Source organism: Leuconostoc holzapfelii, from assembly GCF_012396485.1.
GTDB classification, from domain to species: Bacteria; Bacillota; Bacilli; order Lactobacillales; family Lactobacillaceae; genus Leuconostoc; species Leuconostoc holzapfelii.
The window spans coordinates 185,232-210,569 of record NZ_JAAXPO010000001.1; the positions used below are offsets into that span (position 1 = coordinate 185,232).

Here is a 25,338-nt window from a genome sequence, read left to right on the forward strand (position 1 = left end):
TTTACACCTTTTCACGCCCATTCTTACCCAAAATACCGGTCGGTTTCCAGAGTAAAATAACAATCAAAATACCATACACAACGGCATCTTTGTAATCTGATAGCCCAATGGCTTGGGTTAAGGTTTCTAAAATACCAATCAACCAACCACCTAACGCAGCCCCTGGAATAATGCCAATGCCGCCAAGAACCGCTGCCACAAAGGCTTTAATGCCCGGTGTCATCCCCATTAACGGGTCAATATTATTGTAGTAAAGGCCAATGAGGACGCCCCCCGCGGCGGCTAACGCTGAGCCAATGGCGAAAGTAAATGAAATCGTGCGATTGACATTAATCCCCATCAAAATCGCCGCTTCTTGGTCAGCTGAAACCGCTCGCATGGCACGCCCCATTTTTGTTTTTTGAACAATAAGCGTCAAACCCAACATCAGCACGACAGCAGTGCCAATAATGAGGAGTTGAATGTTAGAAATTTGTAATTGGCCAAAATGATACTGGACAGTGGCAATGGCTTGTGGAAATGCCCGTTTATCCGAACCAAAAAAGTAACTCATCCCATTTTCCAATAAAAACGAGACGCCTAATGCCGAGATTAAGACAGCAATACGCGGCGATTGACGCAACGGCCGATAAGCCACAAATTCAATGACCACGCCAACACCAGCACTCACTGCCATTGCCAAAACAAGGGCAATGAAAAAGTTAAGATGTAACACATTGATGAAAAAATAACCGAAGTAGGCCCCCAGCATATAAACATCACCATGCGCAAAATTAATCAACTTGATGATACCATACACCATGGTATAACCTAGGGCCAGTAAGGCATACACGCTGCCCAAGATCACACCGTTTAGCAACTGTTGTAAAATACTTGACACGATTTTGCCCCTTATTTGACCACTGTTGCGGTTGTATCTTTACCATCGGTCTCCCCGACCATCACAATTGACTTTTTGGGGTTATGGAACGCATCCATGGTCATCTTTCCCGTGACACCATCAAAGTTTTTGATGTGCGCCAAGCCTGTGGTAATCTTTGCCTTATCAACTGACTTTTCATCCTCGATGGCTTGCTTAATCATGTAAACCGCATCGTAGGCCAATGCTGTAAATTGTGAAGGATCTTCGCCATAAGCTTTTTTGTAGGCCGTGACAAATGGTGTGGCAGCATCTGTAGCTGGCGCTTGCGTTGAAAAATGGGCGGCATAATAAACATTTGACGCATTTTGATTGCCAGCAATTTCGGCCAACTTTGGATCGCCCAAACCGTCTGGGCCAATGACCGGCACATTAATGCCCATGTCACGTGCTTGTTTCAAAATAGCGCCGGCCTCGGTATAGTAGCCATTAATCACGATTGCATCAAATTTCTGGTTCTTAATTTTAGTTAACATGGCTTGAAAATCAGTATCGCCAGCCTGATAAGACGCCGTGTCAACGACATGTCCTTTGTAGGCTTTTTTGAACGCTGACGTAATACCGGTCCCGTAATCTGATGAGTTATCCTGGAAAATCACCACATCCTTAGCCTTCACCTGCTCATCAGCAAATTGCGCCATCTTAGTCCCTAAATAAGAATTTTTAAATTGCGCGCGGAAGATATAAGGTTGCACCTTGCCGTTCTTTTGAACTGTAATGCTGTCAGCGCCTGCAGTCGGCGACATCATAGGTGTTTGCCCCTTAGTAGCGGCCGGCACGGCAGCTTGCGTGGCAGCAGTCGTGACTGGGCCAACGATAGCATTGACTTTATTATTACTGATTAAGCTAGTCGTGACTGATGCTGCTTCCGTGTTGTCTGACTTACTATCTTTATTCACCATTTCTATGGTGTATGTCTTACCGTTGACTTTGATGCCACCAGCAGCGTTAATCCGCTTGACGGCAAAATTAGCCCCTTTCTGTTCCGCCTCACCATAAGCAGACGCATCACCAGATGTATCAAACACGCCCCCAATTTTAATCACTGTACTCGTCTTTTCGGCTGATTTTTTTGACATACCAATGCCAACCACTGCCCCAATGACAACAACAAACGCTGCAACAATTGCAATTACTTTTTTCATTATTTTTCTTCCTCAATTCTGGTGCTTAAATCATTTCCAAATGCAATTGATTTGGCTTTGCCCACCCCATCTTACGCATCACACGGTAACCAATAAATGACACCACCACAGGGACAGCAACACCCACAATCATATATGCACCAAAGGCGACTGGATTAGACCCGGCTAAAGCCAATGGCACAATGAATGAATTAAAGCCAATACCAGCCATAGCAAATGGTGCCGTCACATGGAACACCATCGTGGCAATTGGTGCCGCAATGGCTGCACCAATCATTGGTGGGATAATCAACGCAGGATTTTCGGTTAAATTTGGGAATTGGATTTTTGGTGTGACAATACCTTGGGCAATCGTTGCGCCAATCTTATTTTCATGAAATGACATGGCTGGGAAGCCAACAAAGACTGCGGTGGTACCAATCAAAATTGCCCCGGCTGCTTCAGGTGAAGTCACCCCAGTTGCGCCAATCGCCACCGCCAAAGCGGCAGCTGATGCAGGTGTCATTGTCAAGCCTCCGAAAACCATGGCAACAACAGCTGTCCCAACAATTGGATTAACCGCAACACTTGAAGCAATAAAATGACCAATTGCTACTAAGGCCGGCGTTGTTACCATCGCTAAGTAGTAACCGCTCACCGTGCCAACAATTGTCGTGGCCGCAGGCACGATGACCATATCCAACGGTGTCTTCCCACTCAACCACTTGCCAAATACAACAGCAATCACAGCAGCAATGACTGCCGAAATAGGTTGTCCAGTCGTCATGATTGCAGATCCAGCCGCTTGTGGGCCAGCGTATCCAGTGGCCGTTACGCCTTGGACAGCTGCTTTACTAAAGAAAACAGCATTCGCGCCAACAGTTGAAGCAGCCATCGCGCTAAACATGACCATCGTGTTGGTTTTCATTTGTGAGGCTACAGCTGCACCAAACGCCGCTGGCAACATCACTTTGGTGATGGCACCCATTTGAACCATCGGTGCCCAGTGGATAAATCCAGCAATTGTTTGTAACAACAAGCCCATCCCCAACGTCACCAAAATAGCATTGGATACCGCTGCTGAGGTGTTATAAACCAGTTCCCGCATGGAAGCTTTTGCTTCAACAACTTTTTCTTGCATCTTTTCTGTATCAATTTCACGACCTGGTGTCATTGCGTTTTGTGCCATAATATTTCTCTCCCTTTTGTTTACACTTCAGTTGAGCAGTGCAATCGTTGGGAACAAGAAAACGCCCCAACGATTGCTCGTTAGGACGTTTTCACGTGTTTTTTCCTAACCAGCCACTACACTTTACAAAAGTCTAGTAGCTGATTTGCTCAAATAACAACCTACTAGACTCAGATGAGAAGGAGGTTGAGGAGGAGTGTATGATTAACTTGCTTGCCGAATGTATGTGTCATTTTGCGATCTCCCTTTTTGAGCAATTACTTGCTTGTTTCTTGATGAGTATTACTATACACACCTAATAAAAAAATGTCAACACTTTAATTTTTACTCAGTTTATTTTTATTAAAAAAGGTAGCGTTAAACGCTACCTTTTGTTACATCGTCCCAAAGAGACGATCACCCGCATCGCCAAGACCTGGCACAATATACCCATTCTCATTTAATGATTCATCTAATGAACCTGTGTATATATCCACATCGGGATGCGCATCTTGTACGGCTTTTACGCCTTCTGGCGCCGAAACCAAAGTAATCAGCTTAATGTGTTTTGCGCCCCGCTTCTTTAATGCCGAAATGGCATCCTTTGCGGAACCACCGGTCGCCAACATCGGATCAACCAGCAACACATCGCGTTGGTCAATATCTTCAGGTAACTTGATAAAGTATTCAACCGGTTCAAGGGTTTCTTCATCACGATACATGCCAATATGGCCAATTTTAGCAGCTGGAATCAATTGGACAATGCCATCGACCATCCCTAAACCAGCCCGTAAAATAGGGACAACCGCTAATTTTTTTCCAGCTAATTGCTTTTTGGTCGTTGTAGCAACCGGCGTTTCAATCACGACATCTTCCAATTGCAAATCACGACTGGCTTCATATGTCATCAGCATTGCAATTTCGTCGACAAGTGCCCGGAAATCTTTTGTTCCGACATTTTTTTGACGAATCATTGTTAATTTATGTTGGATCAAGGGATGATCCATCTCGACAAATTTTCCCATGATAATCATTTTCAGCGGGCAACTGGTGCCTTACCACGCCTTTCCTTCCAATTAGTTCTAAGTCTATTATAACAAAAAAGCCCCCATTAAAGGAAGCGATCTCAAGGTTAGTAAGATTCATCAACATTAACGGCAACACTTTGCTTTTGAGAGACTTGTGCCAAAGTATACAGGCCCAGACCAACAGCAGCACCGACTAATGCTGGGACAATCCAGCCAAACCCTAATGCTGAAAACGGCACCAACTGGTGATATTGGCTCACAACTTGTTGGGCAAAGTGCCCCGCCATAAATGGTGAACTTGCCAAGGCATCGAGCAAGGCAGGTAAGGTCACAAACCCAACGACACTGCGATACACCACTTTGGAGTAGTTAAAGAACTTCGCTGTAAGTGACAATAAGATTAAGACCAATGACAAAGGATACAACAACATCAAGACAGGCACTGACCAAGCGACAATGTTGGTCAAGCCAGCATTAGCCGTCACAAACGACCCAAAAGCAATCACACGAAGGAACCACAAATAACTGACTTTAGGAAATGCCAAGTGCATATCTTGTGCAAACGACACAAAGAGTCCCATGGCGGTGGTAAACACTGCAAGTGTGACAACCACACCTGTCAATGCCGTCCCGAAGTTGCCGGCATAATGGGCAACAATTTGTGCAAAGGCATCACCACCGTTTGCAGCCGCTTTAAATTGCCCCAAGCTAGTCACACCGAGCAGAACCAAAGCCGTATACAGTAAAGCCTCAGCCAAAATACTTAATAAGCCAGCCTTTGCCAAGACTTTAGACACTTGAACATCGCGAAAGCCAAGCGCCTTAACAGCATAGACGACAGAAACGGCCAAAGCTAATAAAGCAATCCCATCCATCGTGTTATACCCATCCAGGATGCCTTGGAAGCCAGCATGTGCTTGATAAGTCGTGCTCACCACCTGATGCGTGTTTCCCATCGGCATAAAGAGTGCCATAAGTAAGACTAACAAAAGTAAGACCATAAATAGTGGATTTAAGTATTTACCGACCCATTTCATCAAACCTGATTGTTTCACAGTCAAATAATATGCTAACCCGAAGAACAAGCCAGAAAATACAAGCATCCCCAAATCTTGATACTTTGGGGCGATGAATGGTGAAACACCCATTGAAAATGCGGTGGCTGCCGTACGCGGTGTCCCAAAGAATGGTCCAATTGTCAAATGAATCGCCACCAAGAAAGCCAAGCCGAACCAATGACCAACTGGTCTAGCAACATCATAGACACTGCGGCTACGCGTGACACTAACTGCCAGCATGGCCAAGAAAGGCACCACGGTCCCTGTCACCAAAAACCCTAAGGTTGCAAGGAGCCAGTTGCCACCTGATAATTGGCCGAGTTGAACTGGAAAAATGAGATTCCCAGCGCCGAAAAACATGCCAAAGATTAATGAAGCAACTAACACCAGTTGTTGCCAAGTGAGTTTTTTATTTTCCATGGTTACTTACTTTCCTTTCACATTTAACACAACATCACCAAAGCCACCCGTAAAGGCCACGCGCCATTGGCCTGCATTGAGGGTCGGTGGCAACAAGAACGTTCCTGTAGAGGCTTTGGTCCCCGCAGGGAATGTCTTCCCTTGTTCGGCTAACTTACTAACCAACCATTGTAATGACAACAACGGGTTGCCCAAAACTTCTGAGCCCTGACCTACAGCTACTTTTTCATCATCGTATGTGAGTGTTGCTTGCACTTCGGCAAGTGCCGCCACAGTCAACGTGTCGCCGTCTTTAGCTTCACCCACAACTACCGCCCCACCAACGGCACAATCGCTCAACACCAAATATTTATCGAGCTGGGGAAACCACGTCTTAAACCGTGCATCTGGCACTTCTAATGCGGGGGCCACGGTGGTATTTTCAAGTAGTGTCTCAACCGACATGTCCGGCGTTAACGCTGTCTTTGCAGTAAAGACCAGCTCAACTTCAACCAATGGTTCATTATAATCAGCCAATGCTAAAGTTGCTGGTGAGTTAACAAATTTGTCAGCGACCTGTGCCCCATATAACGGTGAATCTGATTGAAACATCGCCTGCGTCTCAGGGGAAGTTAGCGATACCTTATAACCCGCAACTGCTTGACCTTTATGGGCCATCACCGTATCTTGTACTTGATAAGCTGTCTCAAAATCTGTCACGGTCCCAACGAAGGCGTCCCGATCTAACGGCTTATTTTCTTGGTATGCATCAAATAACGCTTGGGCTAATGTTGTTTGTTCTGCTGTTAATGTCATCTTTCTCTCCTAACGAAATAAAACAAAAAGGACACGCTGCAATAAACTGCAGCGTGTCCTAAACGATCATCAGCTGCCTATCAATCATTGATAGGCACCACAAATTGTCAGCACCTATCACGAAATAATGATAATGCTGATAATAATTTGTGTGTTTGTGTGAGCTGATAATGTCATGTGATATTTCTCTTTTACATTTAATGATTTTATTAAAACACACACATTAAATCTTGTCAACCTTAATTTTAAAATGAGGCCTTTTTATGCCAAGTTGGTATATTCTCTGATTTTGATTTTTATTCGTCTTACGGTATAATATGATAGTTCGCACTAATAGTTTAACGGGATAAAACGGGGACCTCCTAAGTCTTTGCTCCCAGTTCGAGTCTGGGTTAGTGCATCAAAAAAGCTGTGGCAGTATCGCCACAGCTTTTTAATTTTGCCCGCCTGTGAGGCCTGCCCGTGCCGCAACCGGCACAATCACATTGCCAATCACCATGACTAAAATGAAGCCCACAATGATTTCAAAAATGGCATTAAATGACACAATGCCAATCAACCAACTCAGCAAATGATGGTTTGGAATACCCGTAAAGTTCGTGTGCATAACTGAAAAACCAATCGCCGTTAATATAACGACACCTACGGTGTTAATTAAAGCAGCCAGTATCCCTAACAACCCGAGGCCAACAAAACGGATCGGCGCTGTGCGCTGGCGTAAAAAGCGATTAAACAGCCACCCGATAATGACCCCAACCAAAATCCGAGGCAATAAGGCGGTTACAGGATTTTGGAACATCAACGAGCCAATTGTCCCAGGATGCGTTAACGCGTTAAAAAACGACATCATGCCCCAAAAAAATCCCACAATTGCCCCATATTTGGGTCCTAAAATAATACCTGCAAGTGCCACTGTAAATTGAATGATTGTCGCACTAGCACCAACTACAAACGCGCCGAGTGGCATTGTGCCTAACCATGGGACAAGTGTTTGTACAAAAACAATCGCCACAAATAGCGTTGTTGTAATATAGTATGTCGTTTTCTGATTTGTCATAAGCTGTCAGTTAAAAGCTCCCTTTCAACCGCCCTTCTATTAAGATAAATCTATTGTATCTTATGTTATAGGCCGAACACAATACGCAGGCTAAAAACCATGACTCACGTCATACGTTCACCGTTGACACTTGAAAATCTTGCCTTAGCGATACATGAATCGCTCGGCTAATTGTAAAATGCGCTCACCATTCATGTCATTAAAATCATTGAGCTGAATGACGGCTAACGGCACACCGACCTGATCAGTTTGCGCCTTCACTTCGCCTTTTAAATATGCCAGTTGTGGCGCTAAGAGTACAATACTGGGCTGCTCTGATAAAATTTTATCATCAATATGCGGCGATGTTGTGGCAAAAACCATCACATTTTTATCTTGTGCCGAAATGGCTTTTTCTATCGTCGCAACAAGCAATGGTGTTGTGGCACTCGCATCACATGCCAGCATGATTTTTTTTATGGCCATGATAGTTCTCCTACCTTAAGTATACTGCGGATACAGTCTAAAAGTAAGCGCTAACAAAACTTATCAATCAAAAAGCGACGCCATCTAGCATCGCTTTTGATTTATTCAAATCCTTCGGTTAATGCTTCAGGATAAAATTCACGAATAATTTCTGCTTCGTGCTTTGATAATTCTGGGAAATCAGGATCAGCCCCCAAATCTTCGTGATACATGCGATCACGTGGTGACACACCACCCGCAGCATGTGCCACAACAATCCGCAAGCCGTCATAATCCTTCGCCTCTCCGGCTTGTGCAACGTCTTCAACATGCAATTGTGAAACCATCAAAAGCAAACGAACATCGGCGTTTAAATCTGTTAACAATTGTGCTTGTTCAGGTGTCACATACAATGTCAAAGCGGCCTCAGCATTCTTACCAATTAATTCCGCCGTACGTGCCTCTTCCAACGCCTTATTAACTGCGTCACGCATTGTCATGAATGCCGCCCAGTTCGTTAATAATTGTGTCGTATCGCCAAGATCTTGGACTTCTGGCATTTCTGACAAATAGGCAAAGCCAGCTGTCTCATTTGGCAGATATTCCCACACTTCTTCGGCTGTATGAGGCAAGATTGGCAACATCAACTTTGTCAAAGCGAGCAAAGTTTCATAGAAGACTGTTTGCATTGAGCGACGCGCATGACCTGTTGGCGCTTCAACATAAACCACATCCTTGGCAATATCCAAGTAAAACGCTGACAAGTCAACGTTGACAAAGTTAATCATCCGCTTAAAGATATCATTGAATTGGTAGTTATCATAATAACCGCGCACATCTTTGACGAAGTCATTTAACAAAACTGAGAAGTATTGGTCGTGACCCGCACGATCAGCAAACGCCACGGCATCAGTGGCATAGTTAAAGTCAGACGTGTTAGCCATCAAGAAACGCAACGTATTCCGTAACTTACGATAACTCTCAGAGACTTGCTTCAAAATTTCGTTTGACACTGGCATATCTTGTGACGTGTCGACAGAAATTGTCCACAAACGGAGAATTTCAATGCCCATTTGATCAGCCACATCAAGCGGTGAAATCGTGTTGCCTAATGACTTTGACATCTTGTTCCCGTTACCGTCAAGTGTAAAGCCTTGTGACAAGACATTTTGATATGGCGCATGACCAGTTGCTGCAACAGAAGTAATTAATGATGAGTTGAACCAACCACGGTATTGATCAGACCCTTCCAAATACAAATCCGCTGGGTAATCAAGCTGTGGGCGAGTATTCATGACACCGGCCCAAGAGGAACCAGAATCAAACCAAACATCCATAATGTCCTCTTCTTTTGTGAAGTGGCCATTTGGTGAATGTTCATTCGTATAACCTTCAGGCAGTAACTCCGTTGCGTCATGTTCGAACCAATAGTTTGACCCATGCTTTGCAAACAAGTCCGCAACATGATTAATGATTGTTTGATCCAAAATCGGTGTTTGATCTTCTGCATAGAAGATTGGCAATGGGACACCCCAGACACGCTGACGTGAAATGACCCAATCCCCACGGTCACGAATCATGTTGTACAAACGCTTCTTGCCCCAATCTGGATAGAAATTCACGTTATCTAATTCGTTTAAGATGTTTTGACGGAACTTTTCAACTGACGCAAACCATTGTGGCACAGCACGCCAAATGATTGGCTTCTTCGTCCGCCAGTCAAATGGGTATGAGTGAGTAATCTTTTCTTTTGCTAAGAAAACATTAGCTTCAGATAATTTGTTAATCACCAAACCAACCACGTCATCATAGAACTGACCTTCAAAGTCTGCGCCGGCATTCTTGGTCATGTAACCTTTTTCGTCAACAGTGACTGCAACTTCCAGGCCATACTCTTTTCCAACGTTGAAGTCATCTTCACCAAACCCAGGCGCGGTATGCACTAACCCAGTACCAGAATCTAACGTGACGTGATCCGCATTCATCACGAGCTCTTCAACGTCTTCATCCCAAGGATGATAGGCTGTGATACGGTCTAATTCTTGGCCCTTGTACGTCGCAAGCACTTCGTACTTGTCCCAACCGAACTTAGGCGCAATAGCTTCTAGGCGACCTGTGGCCACAACGAATTTACGTGTTTCCCCTTCAGGTTGTACCACGGCATAATCCATGTCAGGCCCCAAAGTAATCCCACGAGAAGCTGTTACCGTAAATGGTGTGGTCGTCCAAACAACCAAGTAGGTCTCTGAATCAAGAATCCCCTTACCATCCTTCACGCGGTTGGCATAATAAAGTGACGTCGAATCAATATCGTGATACTCAATTTCCGCTTCAGCCAGCGCTGATTCAGATGACCAAGACCAATAGACTGGCTTTGAGCCCTTAAAGATGTAGCCCTTACCCGCCATTTCACCGAAAACACGGACTTGCGCTGCTTCAAATTCAGGTTGCAAAGTAACATATGGATTTTCCCAATCAGCCATAATCCCCAAACGTTTGAAGTCATGACGTTGCTTATCCACTTGTTCTAAGGCAAAGGCCTTGGCTAAATCGCGCCAAGCTGCTTTGGGCATTGACTTACGATCATGGCCCGCCTTAGTCAATTGTTGCTCGATTGGCAAACCATGTGTGTCCCAACCAGGGACATATGGGGCATAGAAGCCAGCCATATTTTTATAGCGTACAATAATATCTTTTGAAATTTTATTCAATGCGTGACCCAAGTGAATGTTCCCATTGGCATATGGTGGGCCATCATGTAAATTAAAATGTGGCTTTTGTTCGTTTTGAGTTAAACGTTGTTGGTACAAGTTGGCATCGTACCATTTTTCTTGCCGAACTGGCTCTGTTTTGGGCAATGACCCACGCATTGGAAAATCAGTTTTTCCAAGATTCAGTGTTTCTTTATACTTCATCAACTATCTCCTCTGATGTTTTCTCAAATTATAATCAATAAAAAGCGTCCCTAGGCAATTGCCTAGGGACGCTTTCGCGTGGTACCACCCAAGTTTAGGTGTATTGGACACCCCTCAAATCAGTTTTAACGACCTGCACCGTTTGAACTTACTTACTTTCGGTCCAACAAACTTAATAACTGATCTGAAAGGCTGCAGGGACGATCATCTCAAACCAACATGACTCGCTTTGCGTATGTCAACCAATCTTTCTGTGTTACGCTTTTTATTAATTATTATCCGGCCTCTCCGCCTCGGGAAACACGACAACAGGTCCTTGTTCAGCATCTGTTGTCGCCTCAACAGCAACTACCGCTTCAGCAGCCATTTCAGGTGCTGGTGTAGCAGCAGTTTCTGCACTACCTACACGATGTGTTGTTGCTTCGCCCATTGGCAAACGATGAACCGCCTCAGCTAATTCATCATTTTCTAATAGTGTACGCTGTTGTGTTAACAATTTCAAGAAGGAATCTTTGAAATTTTCCACTTCGGCGCGTAGCGCGTTTTGCTCTTGCACGAGATCGGCATTTTCTTGGGCTAAATGCGTTGCTTCAGCTTCCGCCTTTGTGCGTGCATCACTAATGATTTTAGTTGCGGATTCTTGTGCGTGCATCAATTGCTTCTTAACTTCCGCATCAGCATCTTGCTTCAAACGGTCAGCAGCTTCTTGGGCAACAAAAATCGACTGATTCACTTGTTCACGTTTTGCTTCAAGTTCGTCAACTTTAGCTTGCAACGCCGCATTTTCATGTGTCAATTGATCACGGGCCGCAATTAGTGCTTCATAATCACTGTTAATTTGGTCCAAGAAAGCATCAACTTCTGAAGCAACGTAAGCACGTGACCCCTTTTTCGTGAATTCATGGTTCAAAATTTCATCTGGTGTTAATCCCATCATCGTCTCCTTTTCAATTAACCGCCCCGCCATGTTATCGTCGAATAATATGGTAAAGCACTTTAATTTTATCTTTTTTACTCAAACCGTCAAGTACTGTAAGCTTGACTCGGCCATATTTTCGCACAGAAATCAAATCCCCAATTGCGACGGTATGATCGGGTTTTTCTTGGGTTGCCCAATTGAGTCGCACCTGCTGTTGCGTAATTAATGTCTTAGCCAAACTACGTGGTATTGCAAACGTTGTAGCAACCACGGCATCTAACCGCAATGACGGCAGTAAGCCAAAGGCTTCCACCCAGTCATCTTGCATCACAATACGCGCATCACGTGGGCAAATTGTCCACCGAATTTTAGTCCGACCAATGGTTGTCACGTTTTGCTGAATAAACGCCACCATGCGCGCATCAACTAGCACTTGCCAAGCTTGACCATCAGACAAAATATCGCCCACAACCGCACGTTTAATGCCGGCATGCATTAAAGCACCCAATATCGACGCATGCTGTAAAGTTGTGTATTTTGTCGGATAATCAATCGTTAACAACGAAAGTTCAAAATCAGCTTGCGCTACTGGGAAAATATCTGGGGTGATGATGGCACGTTGACTTTCAGCACCAGCATAACCACCGTCGTATTTCACCATTAAACCACTTGAACGATTAACTAAAGTTGTGAGCATGTATTGCTCTCTTGGATTTAAAAATCTTGTGAGAATCGCGCGATATTCATCTTCACTCTGTCGAATCCAATCACTGGCTTGTTGAATAAATGCTGCTTCTTCTGGTCTAAAATGTTGTGTAATTGTTGATACAGTGCCTTCTGACATATTAGACAAATAATAACACAAGATGTGCTAAACCGCTCACCGCAAAATTCAATGCCAAAATGGCAACAATCGGTGAAATATCGATCATGCCACCGATTGGTGGAATAACACGGAACAAATTCAAATACGGCAAGACAATTCGACCAAGCCACTGACCAAGCCGGGATTGTTGCGCCCCAGGTAACCATGACATTAAAATGTAAATGACAATGGCATACTCATAGTAATGTGCAATTCGAATGACCCAACTTAGCAATTCAAGCATCGATTAATACCGCGTATTGGGTTCCAAATTATCAGTCAGTGTCCCAGAAATTTCAAATGTATCCGGTGTGACTAAAAAGATGGATTGTCCAATACGTTCAATTTCACCATTGACAGCGTATACCGCACCACCTAAAAAGTCAAGGATACGTTTGGCTTGTGCTTCATCAATTTGTGTGAAATTAACAATCACCGCTTCGCCGCCGAGAATTTGTGAGGCAATGGCACGCGAATCAGAATAAACTTTAGGTTCAAATAATGCAATTTTGCTATTAGCATTATTTGGGTCGGTCATCATTGGTTGTGCCGCTTGGGTTGTTGGCCGGTTAAAGTAAGTGCTTTGTTGTGGGTTTTGTTGCGCAGTTTGTTGTTGGTAAGCTTGTTGGGGCTTTTCTTGATAACCCGTATTGCTATAACCTTCTTCGTAATAATCGTCTTCTTCATTGCTGAAAAGACGTTTTAGCGTCTCGCCTAATGCCATGATTTCTCCTTACTGCATTGGTTGATGTTTCATCTCTTGTCCAAAGGTCTTGCGTGATTCGCCAACATAATAAGCGATTATGCCACTAGAATCATCACGTTATTAACGCTTTTTAAAGAATGGTGGTTGCTCGTCTTCATCTTCAGCGTTTGAAAAATCAACTGGTGCGTGATTTGACGTTGGTGTATTGAAGACATCAAAATCCTGCTTTTGCACGCCGTCAAAACGTTCATCTTCGGCGAAGGCATCTTTTGATGCACCCGTCATATTCCAATCTGCAAAGGGATCATTTTGTGTTGGCTTTGGCGCAGCTTGCGTCGCTTCCGTTGCTGGCTTTTCAAAAACGGAATTGTTCGCTGGTGTAGCGTTTGGCGCTTCAGTTGGTTGTGAACCAAACAAATTCGTTTTTGCCGTTTTAGGCGCTGCTTGCTTAGCACTTGTTTCGTTGGCTAACTTTTGCAAGCCCGTTGCAATGACCGTCACACGAATAGAATCCCCAAGTTCCTCATCAATTGAGGTACCAAAGATCACATTGACTTCACGGCCAGCTTCTTGGGCAATGACTTCTGAGGCCGTTTGTGCTTCAAACAATGACATGTCCAGCCCACCGGTGATGTTCAACAAGACATCTTCGGCACCTGACATATCCACTTCAAGCAATGGTGAAGAGATGGCCTGCTTAGTCGCATCAGCGGCACGTGTTTCACCACTCGCTTGACCGACACCCATCAAGGCAGGACCGGCATCTTGCATGACAGTCTTCACATCAGCAAAATCCAAGTTGATAAAGCCGGGGTTGGTAATCAATTCTGAAATACCACGAACACCTTGGGCAACCACTTCATCGACCACCTTAAACGCTTCTGACAAAGGTGTACGTAAATCAATACGATCCTTCAAACGTTCGTTGGTAATGACAATGAGTGAATCAACTGATTCTGACAAGGCTTGCAGCCCTTCAGCAGCAAAACGGCCACGCTTAGGCCCTTCCCACTTAAATGGCCGCGTCACCACAGCCACTGTCAAAGCGCCTTGTTCCTTGGCAATACGTGCGACAACAGGGGCAGCTCCATTACCAGTTCCACCACCCATGCCGGCCGTAATCACGACCATGTCGGCACCGGCAATCGCTGCGGCAATATCTTCAGCTGATTCTTCGGCTGCTTTTGTCCCGCGTTCTGGATTAGAACCGGCACCCAAACCACCTGTCAACTTTGGGCCGATTTGAATTTTAATATCTGCCTTTGACTTATCGAGTGCTTGCACATCCGTGTTGGCCACGATAAATTCAACACCATTGACACCTTCTTCGATCATATGGTTAACAGCGTTTGATCCACCGCCACCAACACCGATTACTTTAATGATTGCGCCAGCTTCTTGGGCGTCATCAATTGAAAAATCCATGAGTTGTCTCCTTAACTATGTTAATCTTCGCTAAATAAATTTTTGATTGATTGCATCAAACGACCAAAGAAGCCTTGACGCGGTTTTTCTGATGTGTTGCCACTGTATTGATAGTGATCAAATGGCTTCACAGACGTTTCAGCTGTGTCGACATAGGCTTGTGGTGCCATTGGCAATGCTTCAACGGGTTGTGCATAGGGTACTGTTTCTTGTTGAGACATGATGACTTGTTTAATGACTTGTTGTGTCATACTTTCACGAGAAGCAAACATCGCATAGGCCATCGCACGTGTATACGAGGGATGACGCAAGCCAATTTGGTCGGGTACGAACAATCGAACATTTTCACCAAGAACAGATTTTGCAAAGTCAACCATTTTTGGCAAGGCAGCGTTCCCACCTGTCAGCACAAAACCACCGGGCATATTCAGTCCATTAACAGCATTGAGTGGTTCAAATGCACGTGTGTAGATTTGCTCTAAACGTGCCGCAATAATTTCAGATAAGTATTTTTCCGAAACGACTTGTGGTTGATTTTCTCCCACAACTTCCACTGAAAAATTTTTGTCATCACTGGCATACGTTGGATCAGCAAAACCATAATCACGCTTAATGCGTTCCGCATTAGCGTATGACGTGCCTAAGACGGTTGAGATATCTTTTGTGACATTATCACCACCTTCGATATCCACCGTATTAAACTTCAGCTTACGATCATGAATAATCGACGTCGTGGTTTGCCCACCGCCAAGATCAATCAAAACTGTACCAAAATCTTGTTCACCATCATTTAAGATACTTGTCCCAATTGCCAGTGGCGCTAGGACGAATTCACGCAACGATACGCCAGCCTTTTGAATGGCCATCCGTGTGTTATCCAAAATCTTGCTAGGCCCAATATACGCGGTACCGCGCATTTCAAGCCGGACACCGATCATTTCATGTGGGTCTTTAATGCCATCAAAGCCGTCCACACTAAATTCATCTGCGATCAAATCAATGACATCTCGATCTGCTGGTAAATGATTAGACAATGCCTGTTGCGTCACATGTTGTACATCATCATAAGTAATCCGCTTATTTTGATTTGCGATGGAGACTAACCCATCGACATGAATCATTTCAATTTGATTGGCTGGAATGCCAGCAACCACTTCATTAATTTGAATATTGGCTTTTTCTTGTGCTTGATTAATGGCTTCGCGAATCGCATTGGCCGTCGCATCAATATCGACAATGACACCCTTACGTAACCCACGAGATGGCGCAGTCCCCGCACCAATCACATTAAACTGGTTGCCGGTTGTTTGCGCAATCACAACTTTGATTGATGTGGTGCCGATATCTAACCCAGCCGTCACGCCTGCGTTATTCATGCGTTGTGCCCCTTTACAAAATTATTTTTTATAAAATATACCTAAGAATAATAATAGCATAAATTAGGTCTATTCTGCCATAGCTTATGGCGTTTGTGTTGTTTTTGAATCCTTTGTCTTTTGTGCCGAATCGCTTTGAGAACCGTACCCATGCGAGTATGCCCCGAACTGTAAATCAACAATCCCTTTTTCTGGCATTTGTGCGACAATGCCTGGGTAAAAACTAATTTTCTTACCAAATGTTTGGCACGATGCATACACTGTATTGCCGTCATCCATCACAATGACCAAACGATTCGCATTATCTTTGGTGGGTGAAAACGTGATCTGACTGATGTTTTGGCGCATGGTCAGCTCCAGACCCACAAATTGGCTGACCACCTGTTGCAAAATCTTTGTTGATTTAAAACCAGCATACACTGGTGCATCCCCTTTTGGCGCAGTAATTGGGCGTTGGTGACCATTGCGATCAATCACCTGCCACTGACCATTTTTTTGGACATAACCAGCAGTCACTTTTTCAACCACATCAATGATGAGTTGTTGTCCAGTTAATGTGACTTGCGCTGAATCCAATAGATGATTGCGGCGTAATAACTGTTGGGCAATGAAACCAGTCTGGCCAGTCACCCGCCAGATCGGTGTTTTATCTGACACCTGAGCATCTGTTGCAATCACTGACGCTGGTATGGTTGCTGAATGAACCGTCACTTGTTGAACGGTTTGCCATGGTCGGATGACAACCATCAAGGCAATCAGGCCGGCGGCAAAGATCACAAGATTTAGCCAAAATTGACGTGGTACCGGCTTTTTTTCTTTCATATTGTGCGTTACCGTCTGCAAATTTTTAATCTTTCTTTTCTGCAATTGCTGACAACAAGAGCTGATATAAACGATCGCCAGCATCAGGCATCCCGACCTTCGTGGCTTGGGCAGCCATTTTATCACTAAGTGTTGCATCTAATAAAAGTTGATCCGCCGCAGCGACAAGCGTGTCACCATCTAAAGCGGGTTCGGGAACAATCAATGCTGCCCCAGCATCCACCAAACTTTGTGCGTTTTTGGTTTGATGATCACCCGTCACATGTAGACTTGGAATTAAAATTGATGGGATACCCAGCGCTGTAATTTCAGCAATGGACGTCGCCCCAGCCCGTGAAACAATTGCCGCCGTCTGCGCTAGGACTTCTGGCATATTATCAATATAAGGTAAGATTCTGACATTATCTGCCGGTGATATCCCTTGTTCTTGTAACAAACGTCGCACATTGTCATAACGTTTTGGCCCAGTGACAATCACCACTTGATAGGCGCGTTGATTAAACGCGTTCATCGCTTCAATCACCGCCAGGTTAATTGCTGGTGCGCCCTGTGAGCCACCAAAAATCAATAATGTTGGCTTATCATCACGCAAACCAAGCGTTTGCCATGAAAAAGTTGATTTAATTTGTGCCACTTGTTGGGCACGTGGATTGCCAACAAGCACTGCCTTCCCCGCTGGAAATTGTGCCTTAGCAACCGTAAAAGCAACGCCAATTTTAGTTGCCCCACGAGCCAAGAATTTATTGGTGACACCGGCCACTGAATTTTGTTCATGGATAACGGTCGGAATATTCATCCGTTGTGCGGCATAAACGACCGCTCCAGCAACATAGCCACCGGTGCCGACAACAATATCTGGTTTAAAGGCTTTAATGATTTTTTTGGACTGCTTGACTGCTTTCAAAAACAAACGCACAGTTTGAATATTTTCAAGCGACAATGAACGACTGAACCCTTGCACCTTTAATTGCTTAAACGCCATCCCTGTCGGCGGGACAATATTAGCCTCAACGCCCCGTTCTGAGCCAACATACAAAAATTCCGCCTCAGGATCATGTTGTTTAATAACTTCAGCCAACGCTAAGGCTGGATATATGTGGCCGCCTGTGCCGCCACCTGATAAAATTACACGCATATTATCGCCCCAAAACTTTCTTTAGTGCGGTGACAAATACATCGCCGCGGACTTCAAAATCCTGATATTGATCCCAACTGGCCGCTGCTGGTGATAATAACACCACCTCACCAGCTTGGGCCATGGCTACCGCCACTTTTGCGCCAACGGCAACGTCATCGACAGTTTGTACCGGTAGCCCTGCTTTTTGCGCAACTGCAACAATTTTTTGCTGTGTTTCACCAAAGGCAATGACCGCTTTCACATGGGTCAAGTTTGGCAACAACCGCATCAAGTCATCCCCACGATCTAACCCACCAGCTAGCCAAATAGTTGGTTGGTCAAAACTGTTGAGGGCTGTTTGTGTTGCTTCAATATCAGTGGCTTTGGAATCGTTATAGTAGAGTACATCTTGATCAGTAAATAAATACTCTAGTCGATGCGCCACACCGCCAAAACTTGCCAACACTTGCTGAATAGCGGCATTTTTAACCCCAGCCAAATGCGCGACTGTCGCAGCAGCCAGCACATTTTCTAAATTATGTGGGCCGACCAATTTAATCGCCGTCAGTGGCATGACCGTTTCACCTGCAATCACAAGGTTGCCAGCCGTGCTATCAACTAATTGACCGGACTGAGTGCGCGAAAACAGTACGACTTGGGCCGCTGTTTTGTCAGAAAACGCCGGCGTGTCTTGTCCGTCTGCGTTTAATACCAGCACTTGATCTGACTTCTGGTTTTTAGTCAATTGGAACTTAGCCGCGACATAGGCTTCGCGACTACCATGGTAATCCAGATGATTGGCAAAAATATTGGTAATTAACGCAATGTCTGGTTGGATGTCTGGCAAGCCCATCAATTGAAAACTTGATAACTCAAGCAATAACGTGTCGGCCGGTGTTAACTCAGCAACAACCTCACTCACTGGTGTCCCAATGTTGCCAGCTGTGGTTACTTTTTGCCCGTCAGCCAGTAACATTTCCCGAATAAGTGACGTGGTGGTTGTTTTACCATTTGAACCCGTGACAGCAATTAACCGGCCTTTAAACGAACTCAACGCAACCTCGACTTCGGTCAACACAGGAATCCCTAACGCCATGGCCCTTTGAACAATCGCTGTGTCATACGGGATACCAGGATTCTTAACGACATAAGCAAACGTATCATCCAAAGCGTTGGCATCATCATGACTAATGAAGACCACCCCGGTAGCTTGCAATTCATCTCGCAATGGTTCTGCTTCAAAATCACCACCATTAACAACTGTGACTTGCGCCCCGAGAGCCACTAAACGTTTGGCGGCCGCCTTACCAGAACGTGCCCAACCGAATACCATCACTTTTTTATTGTTAAATGCTTCTGCTTCCATTTTATCCGTCCCTTATTATTTATGTACGTGAGCCACGCTCACTTGTTTAATTCATGTAGAAAATGCCTGAAACGGCAAGAATTGCTGAAATGATCCAAAAGAGGGTATCAATTTGCCATTCACTCCAACCAAACTTTTCAAAGGAATGGTGAATCGGTGCCATTGGAAAGATGCGTTTGTGCCAGTAGTGATAACCAACCGTTTGAATAATCACTGAGAGTGTTTCAATCACAAAAATCAAACCGAACCACACCAAGGAGAATGGCACCCCCAATATAATTGATTCAATGGCCAAACCAGCCCCCAATGCTAATGAACCTGTATCTCCCATAAAAATTTTAGCTTTTGGTTTGTTAAAAATCAGGAAGCCCAGTAATGCCCCAATCATCGCAAAGTTAAAAATCACAATGGTTTGGTGATGCATATGATTGGCGATAAACGCATAGGCAGCATAGACAACCACGCTCGTCCCCGCTAAAAGCCCATCTAAGCCATCAGTCAAATTCGTTGCATTAGACCAGCCCACAAGCCAGAACCACAAGAATATGAAGTAAAACAGACCGAGGTTAAATGTCCCAATCATTGGCACATAAACGGTAAATGGAACATGCATCGCCCACATAATCAACATCATTACAAGTGCACTGACAGTTTGTGCAGCAAGCTTAGGCTTGAAGGCAAAACCTTCATCAGCGTGACGGACGAGTTTTAACGTATCATCAATTCCGCCGATAATGGCATAAGCCAATAAAGCAATCACAGGTAGTGACATTGCCGCTAATCCCGACAGCCCACCAGCCGTTCCAGCGCCAATCAAAGCACTTAACGCGGCGGCCACCACAAACAAGGCCCCGCCCATACTTGGCGTTCCAGCTTTTGCTTGATGATCAGGGCCTAGTTGGCGAATCACGGCCTGTTCTTTTGACTGTTTTAAAAATTTGATGACCATCGGCATGAAAATCACCGTAACAATAAACGCTCGGGCTAAGGCCCATAAATTATCTGACATTCTCTTCTCCTCTTATCTCTAATTCTTCTCTTTTAAGGTGATGGCCACTTGACTTGTATCAACGACCAATTGGTCCTTTCTCAGACTTTGTCCAGCGACATATCCTGAACCAGTCCATGTTAACTTAAATCCAGCTGCATGAGCAAATGCTTGCGCATCCGTTAAACTCCAATCCGTCATATCCGGCAAATGTGTGTTGCCTTTTGCCTTTAAGATAACTAACTGATTGGTCAATGACTTTTGGTCTGGCAGTAACGATTGACTCGTCACTTGACCATCTGATCCAACAACTGCTGTTCTAAAGCCAGCTTGTTCAAGGGTGGCTGTGGCTTCTTGAATAGACTGCCCAACGACATTTGGCACCGTTTGTTTGGTTGTTTTTGATTTTACCGCACTATCACTACTATTTAAAGCTTGTAGCATCAGTGGCTGGAAAACTTTATTCATTGTGGTTTGAATCGTTGGATCCGGAAATACCTTGGGTTGCTTAAGTGCCAAGTAAAAAATATACTTCGGATTTTTTTCTGGTGCCAACACCATGACGGAATGAATAGCATTATTTAACCCTTGAAGGTACTGACCACCCTGCGACACTTGCGCCGTACCTGTTTTAGCCGCAATTTGATAGCCAAATTTACGTAAATCAAATTCTCTCGCTGTCCCAGTCTTTTGATTAACAACATCAATCATATATTTCCGCACTTGTTGAGCTGTGCTTGCTTTAATCGGGCGGGCAACATCAGTCGTTTTACCTTGTTCAATCACCGCCCCAGTCGCGGGGTTGACAACCTTATCAACAAAATAAGGTTTGATTTCTTGGCCGTCATTTGCAATGGCTGAATACGCTTGCAGCATTTGAAGTGGTGTCACACTAATCCCTTGCCCGTAGGCCGTGTTCGCTTGGTCAATTGGGTAATCAAATGACATACTACCTGACGCTTCATTATTTAACCCAGAATGCGTTGATTGTAAAAAGTGGAATTTCTCAAGATATTTACGCCAAGTTGTCGCCCCTAATGCCTGTTCAGTTTTGGCAAACGCAACGTTTGATGATCGCCAAAAGCCTTCACGATAGGTTAAGATGCCTTGATTTTGGCCAAACGCATCGACCACTTTTTTACCGTCAATCAATAAGGTGCCAGATTGGTAGGTGTCATTTGGTCGCCATTCACCCGTGTCGATTGCCGCAGACAACGTAATGCCTTTCATGGTTGATCCAGGTTCAAATGCCCCTTGGTCTAACAAATTCGTCCAGAGTTGCGGCGCATCATTTTGGTCGTTGGCATTAAAGTTTGGCCGTTGTGTCGCTGCTACAATTCGGCCTGTTTTGGCTTCCATCAAAACGCCGACCGCTGAAACCGCTTTTGTGCTCGAAAACAGGTCGTCCATACGGGTTTCTAACGTATTTTGTAAATCACCATCTAACGTCAGATAGACATCGTTCCCATTTTGTACAGTTTTGCTATCCTGTACATTTTCAGTCTGACCATCATAATTTTTGATGCCGTTTTTCCCAGAGAGCAGGCTGTTTTCTGACGCTTCAATGCCCATCAAGCCGGATTGTATCATTTGACCAGTCTTTGGGTCTTCATTGCTTTTCGTCATCCCAATCAGATGTGACGCGGTGCTATCTTCTGGATAACTTCGTGCCGCATGTGGGGTGAAGTTAATCCCTGGAAGGTTCATTGCCTGAATTTTTTGATATTGCGCAATAGATAAGTTTTTACTGGCCTGACCCTTGGTCGAAATAAATTCCACTTGGTAGGCTTTCTTTTCCAAACGCTTCAAAATTTCTGACTTACTCATCGCAATGACTTGACTGAGTTTTTCTGCGGTTAAATTCTTGTCTTCAACGTGGCCAGATCCGCTGACATATTTCCCTGTTTTGGGGTCTTTAACCCGCAAGACTTTCGTATCAAGCACTGCATAGAGGTCATAAACTGTGGTATTTTCAGCTAAAACCTGCCCCGTCGCATCATAGATTTTACCGCGATTGGCCGGCACAATTTGTTTGGCCATAAAAGCTTGCCGTGTGGCATCATTGAGATTATGCCCGTCAACAGATCCTCCAGCGATAATAAAAAGACGCACCCCGAGCCCAAGTGTCACAAGTATCATTGCCCCCAACAATACACCGCCAAAAATTTTGGCGTTCTGTGTGACTCTTTTATTCGGTATACGTCTCACGTTTTTTTTCATCATTATTGGTTAACATTTCTAACATTGCTATCTGATAATGACATATCATACTTTTTAGCAACTTCGTCCAGGTTCTTTTTGCTTGTCTTGTTTTGAATGTCCGTCCGCAAGGCATCATTGGCTTGCTTCGTGTCATCAATCTTTGACTGCATGGTTTGCGTTGTCGTCCGCGCAGCGTTGGCTTGCATACTTGAAAAAACAACACCAACCATCAAAACCATGACAACAGCCGAAACAAAAGCCACCATCATACGTTCTTTTCTCGTCCAACGCGCGGCTTTGTATTTAATGCGTGTTTTAGGTTGTGATAACGGCAAGGCTTCTGCTGTTGATGTGTATTGATATGCATTTTGTGCCATGTGCAACTCCTAAATCTTTTGTCGTGCGATACCGCGTAATTTCGCTGATTCTGATCGATGGTTTTCCGTCATCTCGTCTTGACTTGGCAAAATCGGCTTGCGGGTTAACAACGTGTAGTCAGCTTCAAATTGGCCTGGTAAAACGGGTAGCCCCGCCGGCAATTCTGGCGCGGTCGTCTTTTCTCGGAACATTTGTTTGACAAGTCGATCTTCTAATGACTGGAACGTAATGACACTAATGCGACCATTGCGCGCAAGTAAATCAATGGCTTGCGTCAGTGAATCTTCCAATGCGCCTAATTCATCATTCACCGCAATCCGTAATGCTTGGAACGTGCGCTTTGCTGGATGGCCACCCTTACGTCGTGCTGGCGCTGGAATGGCTTCTTTAATAATATCGACTAACTCAAAGGTTGTATTGATTGGACCATTTGCCCGGTGTTGCTCAATCTTGCGCGCAATTTGCTTTGGAAAACGATCCTCACCATAACGGCTTAAAATACGCAATAGATCGTTAAACGGCCAATCGTTCACAATTGTCTTTGCTGTCAAGGTTTGGCGTTGGTCCATGCGCATATCAAGTTCAGCATCGAAATTGTAACTAAAGCCGCGTTGGCCATCGTCGAATTGCACCGAACTGACACCCAAATCATAAACAATCCCATCAACTGCATGAACACCACGCTCAGCCAAAGCTGAAGTTAAGGTGCGAAAATTTTGATGGATTAAGACAAGCTTGCCCGCCGCGATGTCGTCGGCGTACTGTTCGGCATTGTATTGGATCGCCGTATCATCTTGATCAAAACTAAATAATGTGCCGGTCGTGAGTTGCTTTAGGATTTCACCCGTATGACCACCACCACCAAGGGTGGCATCCACATAAAGGCCGTCTGGTTTAATATCAAGCAAGGCAACTGCCTCATGTAAAAGTACTGTGACATGTTCAAATTCTGACATTAAACCCTTCCTTTATCACTAGAAGTCGAAATCAACTAGTCCTTCTGCAATCTCATCAAAATTATCCGCCGTAGCTGACGTATAATCTTGCCACTTGCCAGTTTGCCAGATTTCAAACGAGTCGCCTGACCCAGTAACCGTGACATCCTTTTCCAAACCAGCATACTCACGTAAATTTGCTGGTAAAATAATTCGCCCTTGCTTATCAATTTCTGCTTCCATGGCGCCAGCCAAAACGAAACGCTTAAACTGTCGAGCTTCTTTTTTCCCTAAAGGGAGTGCGTTTAATTGTTCTTCTAACTTTTCCCAGATAGGCATGGGCATCGCGCGTAACGCATGCTCCATCCAGCGTGTGACAACGAACTTGTCGCCTAACTGGTGACGAAATTTTGCCGGAATAATGAGTCGCCCTTTTGTATCAAGCGTATGTGAATATTCACCCATGAACATCAGGACAACCTCCTTTAAAAAATCTATACTATTAATTTACCACATTTCCCCACTTCCCTCCACCATATTCCCATTTTGTCATAATTTAGTAAATTTTAATCAACAAAAAAGTACGACTATCCCTTGATAGTCGTACTTTTTTATTGCTGTGGGGGTTAGTGGTAGATAAACCCAATAATTGTCACAATAATGACCAATACTGCGGCAAAAAGGCCACTCCAAGACCAATATTTATGCCAAAATACCCAAAAAGGCCAGTGTTTTTGCGTTAATCGCCAAGATAAGCCAATGCCAATGATGAACCACCCCATGAGAAACCATGCCCACCAGCTCACACCAAACCGCATCCCCATAGCCATATGAAGACATAACCATAGCGGAATGACCGCAACGTCGAGTAAATTGATTGGCAACCGACCAAGATGAATTGTGCGAGTTATTCCCAAAGCGCCAATCAATAGGATTACCGCACCAACTGACCAAAACCACCACTGCATATCATTACCTCATATTTCTTATCTTAAACCAGAATACCGAACCCCCGTTCAAAAGGCAAGTAGGCTGTGGTAATTGCGCCTATGAGATGAACTGTGTTACACTGTTTTTGAATGAAATTACGAGGTGAATGATGACTGACGAACAAACGCCGCGACCAGTTAATGCAAAATTACAAGCAGAGATTGACGCCAAACTCGACCAACACCGTGTGCCAAAAATTGAACGCAAATCTCGCACCCGCATCGAAAAGATGACCTTAGTGATGTCTTGGGTCATGGTCATTTTGATGGTCGGTAGTGTCTTCTACGCTGCCGTGAACGCCTTAGGCTGGTTATAATTGCA

General features: G+C 44.6%; 25 protein-coding genes and 1 tRNA gene. 2 read left to right on the top strand and 24 right to left on the bottom strand.

Features of this window, described 5'->3' with window-relative positions:
* Position 1 precedes the first annotated feature (1 nt).
* From HF966_RS00835 to HF966_RS00860, 6 genes are all read right to left on the bottom strand, one after another.
* Entirely contained in the window at positions 2 to 880 is an 879-nt protein-coding gene (locus tag HF966_RS00835; protein ID WP_168675772.1) for a branched-chain amino acid ABC transporter permease, read from the bottom strand.
* An 11-nt stretch (positions 881 to 891) separates the two neighbouring features.
* Positions 892 to 2,064: an ABC transporter substrate-binding protein gene (locus tag HF966_RS00840; RefSeq protein WP_168675773.1), complete on the bottom strand. Its 1,173-nt coding sequence runs from the start codon at positions 2,062 to 2,064 to the stop codon at positions 892 to 894.
* A gap of 25 nt (positions 2,065 to 2,089) precedes the next feature.
* Entirely contained in the window at positions 2,090 to 3,232 is a 1,143-nt protein-coding gene (locus tag HF966_RS00845; RefSeq protein WP_168675774.1) for a PTS sugar transporter subunit IIC, read from the bottom strand.
* A 374-nt stretch (positions 3,233 to 3,606) separates the two neighbouring features.
* Positions 3,607 to 4,236 carry a uracil phosphoribosyltransferase gene (upp, locus tag HF966_RS00850; protein WP_168675775.1) on the bottom strand — a complete coding sequence of 210 codons (630 nt, stop codon included), beginning with the start codon at positions 4,234 to 4,236 and terminating at the stop codon, positions 3,607 to 3,609.
* Between the two features lie 107 nt (positions 4,237 to 4,343).
* Positions 4,344 to 5,717: a branched-chain amino acid transport system II carrier protein gene (gene brnQ, locus HF966_RS00855; protein WP_168675776.1), complete on the bottom strand. Its 1,374-nt coding sequence runs from the start codon at positions 5,715 to 5,717 to the stop codon at positions 4,344 to 4,346.
* Positions 5,718 to 5,723: 6 nt separating this feature from the next.
* Positions 5,724 to 6,512 carry a 2-keto-4-pentenoate hydratase gene (locus HF966_RS00860; protein ID WP_168675777.1) on the bottom strand — a complete coding sequence of 263 codons (789 nt, stop codon included), beginning with the start codon at positions 6,510 to 6,512 and terminating at the stop codon, positions 5,724 to 5,726.
* A 327-nt stretch (positions 6,513 to 6,839) separates the two neighbouring features.
* On the opposite strand from HF966_RS00860, the gene HF966_RS00865 reads away from it, so the two are divergent.
* A tRNA-Arg gene (locus HF966_RS00865) sits at positions 6,840 to 6,912 on the top strand.
* Between the two features lie 33 nt (positions 6,913 to 6,945).
* On the opposite strand, the gene HF966_RS00870 is transcribed toward HF966_RS00865, so the two are convergent.
* The 18 genes from HF966_RS00870 to HF966_RS00955 form a co-directional block, all read right to left on the bottom strand.
* The gene (locus tag HF966_RS00870) at positions 6,946 to 7,569 is read right to left on the bottom strand and encodes an ECF transporter S component (protein ID WP_168675778.1); all 624 of its coding nucleotides are present in this window, start codon (positions 7,567 to 7,569) and stop codon (positions 6,946 to 6,948) included.
* A gap of 144 nt (positions 7,570 to 7,713) precedes the next feature.
* Complete coding sequence (locus tag HF966_RS00875) at positions 7,714 to 8,034, bottom strand: PTS sugar transporter subunit IIB (RefSeq protein ID WP_168675779.1); 321 nt, start codon at positions 8,032 to 8,034, stop codon at positions 7,714 to 7,716.
* 101 nt (positions 8,035 to 8,135) lie between these two features.
* Positions 8,136 to 10,928, bottom strand: coding sequence for an isoleucine--tRNA ligase (ileS, locus tag HF966_RS00880; protein ID WP_168675780.1), 2,793 nt, complete (start codon positions 10,926 to 10,928; stop codon positions 8,136 to 8,138).
* A gap of 268 nt (positions 10,929 to 11,196) precedes the next feature.
* A complete protein-coding gene (locus HF966_RS00885; RefSeq protein WP_168675888.1) occupies positions 11,197 to 11,862 on the bottom strand; it encodes a DivIVA domain-containing protein in 666 nt (221 codons plus the stop codon).
* A gap of 34 nt (positions 11,863 to 11,896) precedes the next feature.
* The gene (locus HF966_RS00890) at positions 11,897 to 12,691 is read right to left on the bottom strand and encodes a YlmH family RNA-binding protein (RefSeq protein ID WP_168675781.1); all 795 of its coding nucleotides are present in this window, start codon (positions 12,689 to 12,691) and stop codon (positions 11,897 to 11,899) included.
* Between the two features lies 1 nt (position 12,692).
* Entirely contained in the window at positions 12,693 to 12,956 is a 264-nt protein-coding gene (locus HF966_RS00895) for a YggT family protein (protein WP_168675782.1), read from the bottom strand.
* Between the two features lie 3 nt (positions 12,957 to 12,959).
* Positions 12,960 to 13,436: a cell division protein SepF gene (locus HF966_RS00900; RefSeq protein WP_168675783.1), complete on the bottom strand. Its 477-nt coding sequence runs from the start codon at positions 13,434 to 13,436 to the stop codon at positions 12,960 to 12,962.
* Positions 13,437 to 13,538: 102 nt separating this feature from the next.
* Positions 13,539 to 14,843, bottom strand: coding sequence for a cell division protein FtsZ (ftsZ, locus tag HF966_RS00905; protein WP_168675784.1), 1,305 nt, complete (start codon positions 14,841 to 14,843; stop codon positions 13,539 to 13,541).
* Between the two features lie 20 nt (positions 14,844 to 14,863).
* Entirely contained in the window at positions 14,864 to 16,219 is a 1,356-nt protein-coding gene (gene ftsA, locus HF966_RS00910; RefSeq protein WP_168675785.1) for a cell division protein FtsA, read from the bottom strand.
* A gap of 84 nt (positions 16,220 to 16,303) precedes the next feature.
* Positions 16,304 to 17,041: a cell division protein FtsQ/DivIB gene (locus tag HF966_RS00915; protein WP_168675786.1), complete on the bottom strand. Its 738-nt coding sequence runs from the start codon at positions 17,039 to 17,041 to the stop codon at positions 16,304 to 16,306.
* Between the two features lie 25 nt (positions 17,042 to 17,066).
* On the bottom strand, positions 17,067 to 18,176 hold the full coding sequence (gene murG / locus HF966_RS00920; protein ID WP_168675787.1) for an undecaprenyldiphospho-muramoylpentapeptide beta-N-acetylglucosaminyltransferase: 1,110 nt from the start codon (positions 18,174 to 18,176) through the stop codon (positions 17,067 to 17,069).
* Between the two features lies 1 nt (position 18,177).
* Positions 18,178 to 19,524 carry a UDP-N-acetylmuramoyl-L-alanine--D-glutamate ligase gene (gene murD, locus HF966_RS00925; RefSeq protein ID WP_168675788.1) on the bottom strand — a complete coding sequence of 449 codons (1,347 nt, stop codon included), beginning with the start codon at positions 19,522 to 19,524 and terminating at the stop codon, positions 18,178 to 18,180.
* A 46-nt stretch (positions 19,525 to 19,570) separates the two neighbouring features.
* Positions 19,571 to 20,533 carry a phospho-N-acetylmuramoyl-pentapeptide-transferase gene (mraY, locus tag HF966_RS00930; RefSeq protein WP_168675789.1) on the bottom strand — a complete coding sequence of 321 codons (963 nt, stop codon included), beginning with the start codon at positions 20,531 to 20,533 and terminating at the stop codon, positions 19,571 to 19,573.
* An 18-nt stretch (positions 20,534 to 20,551) separates the two neighbouring features.
* On the bottom strand, positions 20,552 to 22,732 hold the full coding sequence (locus HF966_RS00935; protein ID WP_168675790.1) for a penicillin-binding protein: 2,181 nt from the start codon (positions 22,730 to 22,732) through the stop codon (positions 20,552 to 20,554).
* A gap of 2 nt (positions 22,733 to 22,734) precedes the next feature.
* A complete protein-coding gene (gene ftsL, locus HF966_RS00940) occupies positions 22,735 to 23,091 on the bottom strand; it encodes a cell division protein FtsL (protein WP_168675791.1) in 357 nt (118 codons plus the stop codon).
* Between the two features lie 9 nt (positions 23,092 to 23,100).
* The gene (gene rsmH / locus HF966_RS00945) at positions 23,101 to 24,048 is read right to left on the bottom strand and encodes a 16S rRNA (cytosine(1402)-N(4))-methyltransferase RsmH (RefSeq protein WP_168675792.1); all 948 of its coding nucleotides are present in this window, start codon (positions 24,046 to 24,048) and stop codon (positions 23,101 to 23,103) included.
* A gap of 18 nt (positions 24,049 to 24,066) precedes the next feature.
* Positions 24,067 to 24,498: a division/cell wall cluster transcriptional repressor MraZ gene (gene mraZ / locus HF966_RS00950; RefSeq protein ID WP_168675793.1), complete on the bottom strand. Its 432-nt coding sequence runs from the start codon at positions 24,496 to 24,498 to the stop codon at positions 24,067 to 24,069.
* A gap of 155 nt (positions 24,499 to 24,653) precedes the next feature.
* Positions 24,654 to 24,995 (bottom strand): DUF3397 domain-containing protein, encoded by a 342-nt coding sequence (locus tag HF966_RS00955; protein ID WP_168675794.1) that lies wholly within the window; start codon positions 24,993 to 24,995, stop codon positions 24,654 to 24,656.
* 131 nt (positions 24,996 to 25,126) lie between these two features.
* Between HF966_RS00955 and HF966_RS00960 the strand changes: the two genes are divergently transcribed.
* On the top strand, positions 25,127 to 25,333 hold the full coding sequence (locus tag HF966_RS00960) for a DUF4044 domain-containing protein (protein WP_168675795.1): 207 nt from the start codon (positions 25,127 to 25,129) through the stop codon (positions 25,331 to 25,333).
* Positions 25,334 to 25,338: the final 5 nt, after the last annotated feature.

Coding starts and splice junctions, on each gene's coding strand:
- HF966_RS00845 (WP_168675774.1), bottom strand. CDS start 3,232: ATGGCACAAAACGCAATGACACCAGGTCGTGAAATTGATACAGAAAAG.
- HF966_RS00840 (WP_168675773.1), bottom strand. CDS start 2,064: ATGAAAAAAGTAATTGCAATTGTTGCAGCGTTTGTTGTTGTCATTGGG.
- HF966_RS00960 (WP_168675795.1), top strand. CDS start 25,127: ATGACTGACGAACAAACGCCGCGACCAGTTAATGCAAAATTACAAGCA.
- ftsL (WP_168675791.1), bottom strand. CDS start 23,091: ATGGCACAAAATGCATATCAATACACATCAACAGCAGAAGCCTTGCCG.
- mraY (WP_168675789.1), bottom strand. CDS start 20,533: ATGTCAGATAATTTATGGGCCTTAGCCCGAGCGTTTATTGTTACGGTG.
- HF966_RS00885 (WP_168675888.1), bottom strand. CDS start 11,862: ATGGGATTAACACCAGATGAAATTTTGAACCATGAATTCACGAAAAAG.
- mraZ (WP_168675793.1), bottom strand. CDS start 24,498: ATGTTCATGGGTGAATATTCACATACGCTTGATACAAAAGGGCGACTC.
- rsmH (WP_168675792.1), bottom strand. CDS start 24,048: ATGTCAGAATTTGAACATGTCACAGTACTTTTACATGAGGCAGTTGCC.
- murG (WP_168675787.1), bottom strand. CDS start 18,176: ATGCGTGTAATTTTATCAGGTGGCGGCACAGGCGGCCACATATATCCA.
- murD (WP_168675788.1), bottom strand. CDS start 19,524: ATGGAAGCAGAAGCATTTAACAATAAAAAAGTGATGGTATTCGGTTGG.
- HF966_RS00890 (WP_168675781.1), bottom strand. CDS start 12,691: ATGTCAGAAGGCACTGTATCAACAATTACACAACATTTTAGACCAGAA.
- ftsA (WP_168675785.1), bottom strand. CDS start 16,219: ATGAATAACGCAGGCGTGACGGCTGGGTTAGATATCGGCACCACATCA.
- ftsZ (WP_168675784.1), bottom strand. CDS start 14,843: ATGGATTTTTCAATTGATGACGCCCAAGAAGCTGGCGCAATCATTAAA.
- HF966_RS00955 (WP_168675794.1), bottom strand. CDS start 24,995: ATGCAGTGGTGGTTTTGGTCAGTTGGTGCGGTAATCCTATTGATTGGC.
- HF966_RS00895 (WP_168675782.1), bottom strand. CDS start 12,956: ATGCTTGAATTGCTAAGTTGGGTCATTCGAATTGCACATTACTATGAG.
- HF966_RS00900 (WP_168675783.1), bottom strand. CDS start 13,436: ATGGCATTAGGCGAGACGCTAAAACGTCTTTTCAGCAATGAAGAAGAC.
- HF966_RS00915 (WP_168675786.1), bottom strand. CDS start 17,041: ATGAAAGAAAAAAAGCCGGTACCACGTCAATTTTGGCTAAATCTTGTG.
- HF966_RS00870 (WP_168675778.1), bottom strand. CDS start 7,569: ATGACAAATCAGAAAACGACATACTATATTACAACAACGCTATTTGTG.
- ileS (WP_168675780.1), bottom strand. CDS start 10,928: ATGAAGTATAAAGAAACACTGAATCTTGGAAAAACTGATTTTCCAATG.
- HF966_RS00935 (WP_168675790.1), bottom strand. CDS start 22,732: ATGAAAAAAAACGTGAGACGTATACCGAATAAAAGAGTCACACAGAAC.
- HF966_RS00875 (WP_168675779.1), bottom strand. CDS start 8,034: ATGGCCATAAAAAAAATCATGCTGGCATGTGATGCGAGTGCCACAACA.
- brnQ (WP_168675776.1), bottom strand. CDS start 5,717: ATGGAAAATAAAAAACTCACTTGGCAACAACTGGTGTTAGTTGCTTCA.
- upp (WP_168675775.1), bottom strand. CDS start 4,236: ATGGGAAAATTTGTCGAGATGGATCATCCCTTGATCCAACATAAATTA.
- HF966_RS00860 (WP_168675777.1), bottom strand. CDS start 6,512: ATGACATTAACAGCAGAACAAACAACATTAGCCCAAGCGTTATTTGAT.